General features: G+C 48.4%; 4 protein-coding genes. All 4 read left to right on the top strand.

What is annotated here, in order from left to right:
- A partial coding sequence (locus ABYP73_RS09505) for a glycogen/starch synthase (protein WP_372974155.1) occupies nucleotides 1–783 on the top strand: 783 nt, incomplete at its 5' end.
- Nucleotides 784–788: 5 nt separating this feature from the next.
- Nucleotides 789–2615, top strand: a complete 1827-nt coding sequence (locus tag ABYP73_RS09500) for a DUF4270 family protein (RefSeq protein WP_372946169.1) — start codon at nucleotides 789–791, stop codon at nucleotides 2613–2615.
- Between the two features lie 113 nt (nucleotides 2616–2728).
- Nucleotides 2729–4576, top strand: a complete 1848-nt coding sequence (gene glmS / locus ABYP73_RS09495; protein ID WP_372946168.1) for a glutamine--fructose-6-phosphate transaminase (isomerizing) — start codon at nucleotides 2729–2731, stop codon at nucleotides 4574–4576.
- A gap of 603 nt (nucleotides 4577–5179) precedes the next feature.
- A partial coding sequence (locus tag ABYP73_RS09490) for a TonB-dependent receptor domain-containing protein (protein ID WP_372974154.1) occupies nucleotides 5180–7865 on the top strand: 2686 nt, incomplete at its 3' end.

Below are 7865 nucleotides of genomic sequence, written 5' to 3'. Positions count from 1 at the left end.
TCTTCAGAATTAGTGCCCTACTTACCAGAAAATGAAGTTTCCTTAATGTCTTACGAAGCGCCCCGGATGGTCAACAGCAGAGGGGGGCAGATCCGAATTTTTATGCCGCGTTATGGTAACATCAACGAGCGGAGGCATCAGCTGCACGAGGTGATCCGGTTATCGGGAATGAACCTCGTCATCAACGATATGGATATGCCGCTGATCATCAAAGTGGCCTCCATCCCGAGGGAACGCATTCAGGTCTATTTTATAGATAATGAGGAGTATTTTAAGCGAAAGGCGACCTTTACCGATGAAAACGGGGATCTTTTCCCTGACAATGATGAACGCGCGATCTTCTTCGCCAAAGGGGTAGTCGAAACCGTAAAGAAACTCAATTGGAACCCTGATATTATCCACATCCACGGGTGGATGTCCTCCCTTCTTCCTATGTACCTCCGTAAATTCTATGCAGACGAGCCCTTGTTCGCAGACAGCAAGATCGTCCTTTCAGTATACGGCAAGAGTTTTGAAGGAATTCTCGACAAAGACCTGATCAAAAAGGTCGCGTTTGACGGTATTCCTGAAGACGCCCTTGAACTCCTTAAAGAACCCACGTATAATAATTTGTTAAAAATAGGGGTGAGTTATTCCGATGCCGTAATTTTAGCTGCTGAAGGCATCCCGGAAGATTTGCTTTCATTCATCAAAGACCAGGAGAAACCCGTGTTGCCGTATGTGCCTATTCAGGAATTTGAAGAGGCTTATGCGAATTTCTATGACACTGAAGTTTTAAATTAAGCCCCATGCGATTTTTTACCAAAGGCAAGGTTCCGGCCCTTTTTGGAACGCTCCTCATGCTTGCGCTTATGTCTTGTGACGAGGACATCACGACCATTGGGAATGGAGTGATAGACGGAAGTCCTTTTATCTCAGACAAGGCCGTATATGACGTTTTTGCTTACAATAGAAATGTAGTGGCCGTGCAAACCAACAAGCTCCCCTTGTATCAGATCGGTGTCTTCAATGATCCCATTTATGGGAAAACAACGGCCAGCATTACGTCTCAGGTATCCCTGAGAGGGGGTACCGGTAACCCGACATTTGGGAATTATTCTCAGCTGACAGAAGACAATGCTGATAATGACGACATTGATGCTACCATCGAGGAAAACGAAAGGATCAAAGAGGTAGTGCTCTACATCCCCTATTTGAGGAACAGCAGCGGAGACCGTGACCTCGATGGCGTGATAGACGAATTTGACGTCGATCCTGATGATCCCAACAGTGACAGTGATGGAGATGGCTTAACCGACAATGAGGAAAGGTTATCGGGGACGGACCCGCTTAATCCGGATACGGACGGTGACGGGATCAACGATGATGAGGATACCAGTACTTTGCCCAACAGGTTTCCGGTTAAGAGGGACCTGGACAGCATTTACGGGAATCGGGATGTTCCTTTCAACTTCAAGGTAGAAAGGTCCACCTATTTCCTCAGGGACCTGGACCCCAACAGCAATTTCCTGCAAGCCCAGGAATATTATTCGAGTCAGGAATTCGCCCCTGCCTTTGTATCGGACGTGCTTTTTGACGGACCTGTCCTCATTGAAGACGAGCAGACCCTTGTGTTTGCCGAGGACGACCCGGATACGGAGGACGATGAATCCCTGCAGGCTCCTCAGGTCATCGAACCCGGTATCAGGGTGACATTGGATCCAGACTTCTTCCAGCAGAATATCCTGGATAAGGAAGGGTCTTCAGAGCTGATCAGTAATTCCAACTTCAAGAATTTTTTCAGGGGGATACACATGTCCATAACTCCCATCACGGATGATATCATGCTGTTGCTCGACCTCAGAACGGCTACTATCAGCCTGACTTACGAATACGACAGGGTTGTGGATGGGGAATTGGAGACGGCCGAACGGGAGTATACCCTGAATCTGATCACCGGGCAGGGCAATGCACCCATTGCAGGGAATGCCGTGAATACCATCCTGTCGGAACCCTACCCAACTCAGGTGAACGATAACCTGAATACGGGTCAGAATGCATCCAGGATCTACCTCAAAGGCGGACCCGGGATCTACGCAGAGATCGCCCTTTTCGAAGAAAACAACGGAGAGACCGTGATCAACAACATCAAATCGAGGAACTGGATCATCAATGAAGCCAACCTGGTCTTTTACGTAGACCGGGAGACGTTGGATGCAGCCGGGGGGATCTTGGAACCTCCGAGACTTTATATGTACAACACGGATACCAATGCACCTGTCTATAACCCTTCCAATGAGAATAATTCTGCGGATTCGCGTTTTGGAATATATCTCGATTACGATGCGAGGCTACAGGAGGAGAATGACCGGGGGATAAAATACACGGTTCGGATCACGGACCATATCAATAACCTGGTCCTCAGAGATTCCACGAACGCGACCCTGGGCCTGTCCATTTCAGCAGACATCAGGATTTCCGGGGTGTCTAATGCCCTGCTGGCGGGTAATGCGGAGAAGGATCTTCCGGTAGGGGCCAATTTGAGCCCGCTGGGCACGGTCCTCTACGGCAGTGGTGACAATGTCCCTGAAGACAAAAAGCTCAAGCTGGAAATCTTCTACACGGAGGCTAATTAATACTGTTTCCTCATACCACTGGCGGAGAAAATGCGTTATATAACGCAAAATCAACATTAATTTTAATACATCTCGTAAATTTACGAACCGAAAATCGGGTTAATTCTTTAGCTATGTGTGGAATAGTAGGTTATATTGGGCATCGGGAGGCATATCCCATAATTATGAAAGGGCTTCAAAGGCTCGAATACAGGGGGTATGACAGTGCCGGAATCGCTCTTTTCGACGGAAATCAGATCAACATGTCTAAAACCAAGGGAAAGGTTGAGGACCTCAAGAACAAATCGGAAAAGAACATAGCGATCAATGGATCCCTGGGCATGGGCCATACCCGCTGGGCTACTCACGGTGTTCCCAATGATGTCAATTCCCACCCTCACTATTCGAATTCCGGAAATTTAGTGATCATCCACAACGGGATCATAGAGAATTACGAAGCGATCAAGACGGAACTGTCCAAAAGGGGTTATGTCTTTGAATCGGACACGGATACCGAGGTGCTGGTTAACCTGATAGAGGAGGTCAAGAAAAAGGAAAAGGTAAAACTGGGGAAAGCGGTACAGATCGCTCTGAACCAGGTTGTGGGCGCTTATGCCATAGCCGTATTCGACAAAGAAAAACCGGATGAGATCGTAGTGGCCAAGCTGGGAAGCCCGCTGGCCATAGGGATTGGTGACAAGGAATTTTTTATAGCTTCAGACGCTTCCCCTTTTATAGAATACACCAATAACGCCGTTTATCTGGAAGATGAGGAGATGGCTATCGTAAGGCCCGGGAAGGAGATTAAACTGCGAAAGATCAAGGATGATGCCGTGGCCTATCCCATGATACAGGAATTGCAACTCAACCTGGAAGAGATAGAAAAGGGGGGATATGACCACTTTATGCTGAAGGAGATCTATGAGCAGCCCAGGGCGATCAAGGATACCTATCGCGGTAGGTTGCTGGTAGACCAGGGGATCATCAAGATGTCCGGGATAGATGACAACCTGGAGAGATTCATGAACGCAAACCGCATTATCATAGTGGCTTGTGGTACCTCATGGCATGCCGGGCTTGTAGCCGAATATATCTTCGAAGACCTGGCCCGCATACCTGTTGAGGTGGAATACGCCTCTGAGTTCAGGTACCGAAACCCGGTGATCACCAGTAAGGACGTAGTGATCGCTATCTCCCAGTCCGGAGAGACCGCAGATACGCTCGCAGCGATCAAACTTGCCAAAGAGAGAGGCGCTTTTGTATTTGGGGTTTGTAACGTGGTAGGTTCTTCCATTGCACGTGAAACGCACGCCGGGGCCTACACCCATGCCGGACCTGAGATCGGGGTGGCTTCCACCAAAGCCTTTACCACTCAGATCACCATCCTGATGATGCTCGCCTTAAAACTCGCCAAGGAAAAAGGAGAACTCAACGAATCCAAATACCACGAGATCCTTTCCGAACTGGAGAATATCCCCAGCAAGGTGGAGAAGGCCCTGGAGGCCAATCCCCTGGTAGAGATCATCGCAGATGTGTATAAAGAATCTGATAATTGCCTATACCTGGGCAGGGGTTATAATTTCCCTGTGGCCCTGGAAGGTGCCTTGAAATTGAAAGAGATCAGTTACATCCACGCAGAAGGGTATCCGGCTGCAGAAATGAAGCACGGACCGATCGCCCTGATCGATGATCAGATGCCGGTGATCGTGATCGCCACCAAAAAAGGGCATTACGAAAAGGTCGTGAGCAACATTCAGGAGATCAAGACGCGAAAGGGTAAGATCATCGCTATCGTCACCGAAGGGGATACCCAGGTGAGAGAACTGGCAGACCACGTGATTGAGGTACCTGAGACGCTGGAAAGTCTGAGCCCGCTCGTCACCACCATACCCTTACAGTTGCTCTCCTACCACATAGCGGTCATGAGGGGATGCAATGTAGACCAGCCGAGAAACCTGGCTAAATCGGTTACGGTAGAATAGAAAGCGTTATCCCCATTACAATTTCAGGGCCCTCCTGATACTGAGATAAAATCGCGGTACTTCCCCCGTGGACATACTTCCTTCTGGAATTAGAATTCGAATACCGATAATTTATTATCGTTAATTTTTTTTAGGGATTGAAAGGGGCTTTTCTAATTTCATAATGGATTTTACATTCTTCATAACACGATGTAAAATTGATAATAGGTTGAAGCCCTGTAAGAGATTACGGGGTTTCTTTATTTTAATAGTTCACATTATTCCGCATCCCATTGGAGAAAGTCTCTCCCTGCCCCTCTGTATCTGAGGACAAAGTCAATCTGCCTGACCTGCTGGACAAAGACACGGGGTGAGTTTGCTCAATGGGGGAGAACACATAAGATCCCTTCGGTCTCAAGTACTTTTCTGCCTCTGACTCCCACCGAACACACCTGAAAGAGATTACCCAAAAATCCTGCTATAACCCTAATTTATTGAAGGATTAGTAATTTCAGCCCTTTCATTTTTAGAAATTAATAACGAGACCCTCTGCTTTTTTTTATATTAGGATATAACGATGTAAAAAATTCGTTAAATTGCCCGCAGAATAAAAGACCCAATCGAATGAGAACAGCATTTTTATTTTTTTTCCTGCTTATCGGGTATGGAATGTATGCACAGACCACCGTTCAGGGAACGGTAAAAGATGAAGCCGGTGAACCAGTCCCCGGAGCAAATATTGTCATCATTGGTACAGCCACAGGTACAGTCTCCGATTTTGACGGTAATTTTACCCTGGCCACTTCCCAGAACCCTCCTTTTGTTATCAGGGTTACCAGTATAGGCTACAGTGAAATGTCAGCCCAGATCACTTCCAACAATCAAACGATCGACATCGTCCTCCAGGAGGCTCAGACCATGCTGGATGAAATTGTTGTATCTGCCTCCAGGACACAGGAGCGACTCTTTGAATCCCCGGTATCCGTAGAACGTTTTGGTTTGAAGGAGATCAAGAATGCTTCGGCAGAATCTTTTTACAGCGGACTTCAGAATTTAAAAGGGGTTGATATCAACACAAACAGTCTGACCTTTCAGTCCATCAACACCCGGGGTTTTGCGACCTTTGCCAATACCCGCTTTATGCAGTTGGTAGACGGGATGGACAACTCCGCCCCCGGTCTCAACTTCGTGCTGGGAAACCTGGTGGGGATGTCTGAACTGGAAGTGCAAAGCGTGGAGATCCTGCCGGGAGCCTCCTCTGCCCTTTATGGTGCAGGCGCCTTTAACGGCATCCTCTTTATGAGGAGTAAGAGCCCGTTCGACTTCCAGGGGATCAGCGCCTATTTCAAGACCGGGATCACTTCCCAGGAAGCTGCCGGGGATAATAATTATTACGATTTCGGGATCAGGGCAGCGCATGCCTTTAGCGATAAACTCGCTGTCAAGGCCAATTTTTCCTTCCTCAAAGGGGAAGACTGGCATGCGAACCGGACTGACGATCTCAACAGACCCGGTGCAGACCGTTCTGACCCCGCCTATGACGGACTGAACGTATACGGGGATGAGGTATCTACTCTCCTCAATTTTGATGCCCTTGCCGGCTTGCCATCCGGAACGGTAGGTTCTGCTGTAGTGTCCAGGACCGGATATGACGAGATCGACCTGGCCAATTACTCTGCAGAAAGCGTCAAAACAGACTTTTCTGTGTATTACAGGCCATTTGCAGATGATTTTGAGATCGTTTACAACGGCAGGATAGGTCGTGGTAACACCCTATACCAGGGGGCTAACCGCTACTCCATCAAAAACTTTATCCTGCAACAGCACAAGCTGGAATTCCGGAATAATAATTTCTTCCTCAGGGGGTATATCACTTCAGAGGGGTCTGGGGATTCCTATGATACCCGTTTCGCGGCCATTAACGTGAACCGCCGATGGAAAGGGGATACCCAGTGGTTTACTGAATACGCCCAGACCTATATCGGAGCCCGACTCGGAGTGGGTACAGGAGTGCCTCTCGATGAGGACACTGCTCATGCACTGGCAAGGCAAGCGGCCGACACGGGCCGATTTGTTCCGGGAACTCCTCAGTTTCAGAACGCTTTCAACGCGGTAATCAATGACGGTGACCTTACAACCGGTGCAAAATTCATTGATAATACGCAACTGAGGCACATAGACGCGAATTATAACTTTTCCCATCTGACCAGGGACTTTGCCGATATCCAGATCGGGGGATCCTTCAGGGAATATGTCCTGAATTCCAATGGTACCATCTTTACGGATTCTGACGGCCCCATCAGTTACAATGAATACGGTGCCTATATGCAGGTCCAGAAAAAATTTATAGAAGATCGCCTGAAGTTCACGGGGTCTGTTCGTTATGATAAGAATGAGTTCTTTGATGGATTCTTCTCACCAAGAGTCTCCCTGGCATTCACAGCCGGAGAGAACAGGAACCAAAACATCAGGGTCTCGGCCCAGCAGGGTTTCAGGAACCCGACCACACAGGACCTTTTTATTGGTCTCAATGCGGGTAGGGCGATCCTCGTGGGATCTGCCCCCGCGAACCTGGACAGGGATATCAGGACTTTCCCCGTGAGTAGCTCCGGACAAGCTATCACAGGTTCCAGCACGGCCACGGTGGTAGGCAGGGATGCTTATGAGAATGCTTTCTCCCTGGCCTCCGTCAGTGCCGGTGCACCTGCTGCAGTAAATACTCCTCTGGTGCAGCCCGAGGAGATCACGGCCTTTGAGCTGGGATACAGGGGCAAGTTTGGTAAAGTTATCATCGACCTGAGCGGATACTATAACCAGTATGAGAACTTTATCTCGAACACCACGGTCTTGGTACCTTTTTATGGTCAGGCAGGGGACAATGGCCTATCATTACTGGCATTGCAGAACGGAGATTTCTTCGCTTATCAGAACTATACCAACTCCCTCGCCGATATCAATTCCTATGGGGCGAACATCGGTGTTGACGTGAAGGTGTTCGGGAATTTTGACCTGGGTGTGAATTATACCTATGCAGAACTCGACTTTGACCAGGCTGCCTTCCCTGATTTCAGGACTAATTTCAACACGCCCAACCACAAGGTCAAGGCCTCCTTCGGAAATACCGAGTTGTTCAAGAACTTCGGATTCAATGTGAATTACCGATGGAGTGATACCTATTTCTGGCAGGCCACTTTCGCCGACGGGCAATTGCCTTCTTTCACGGTTCTTGATGCACAGATCAACTACGCTGTGCCTGATATCAAATCGGTGTTCAAGGTCGGAGGATCCAATATCCTTGGGGATGAGTATT

It is taken from the genome of Muriicola sp. (assembly GCF_041567615.1).
GTDB lineage: Bacteria > Bacteroidota > Bacteroidia > Flavobacteriales > Flavobacteriaceae > Muriicola.
Note: the sequence above shows the minus strand (reverse complement) of the source record. Positions and strands in the feature narration are given on the sequence as shown.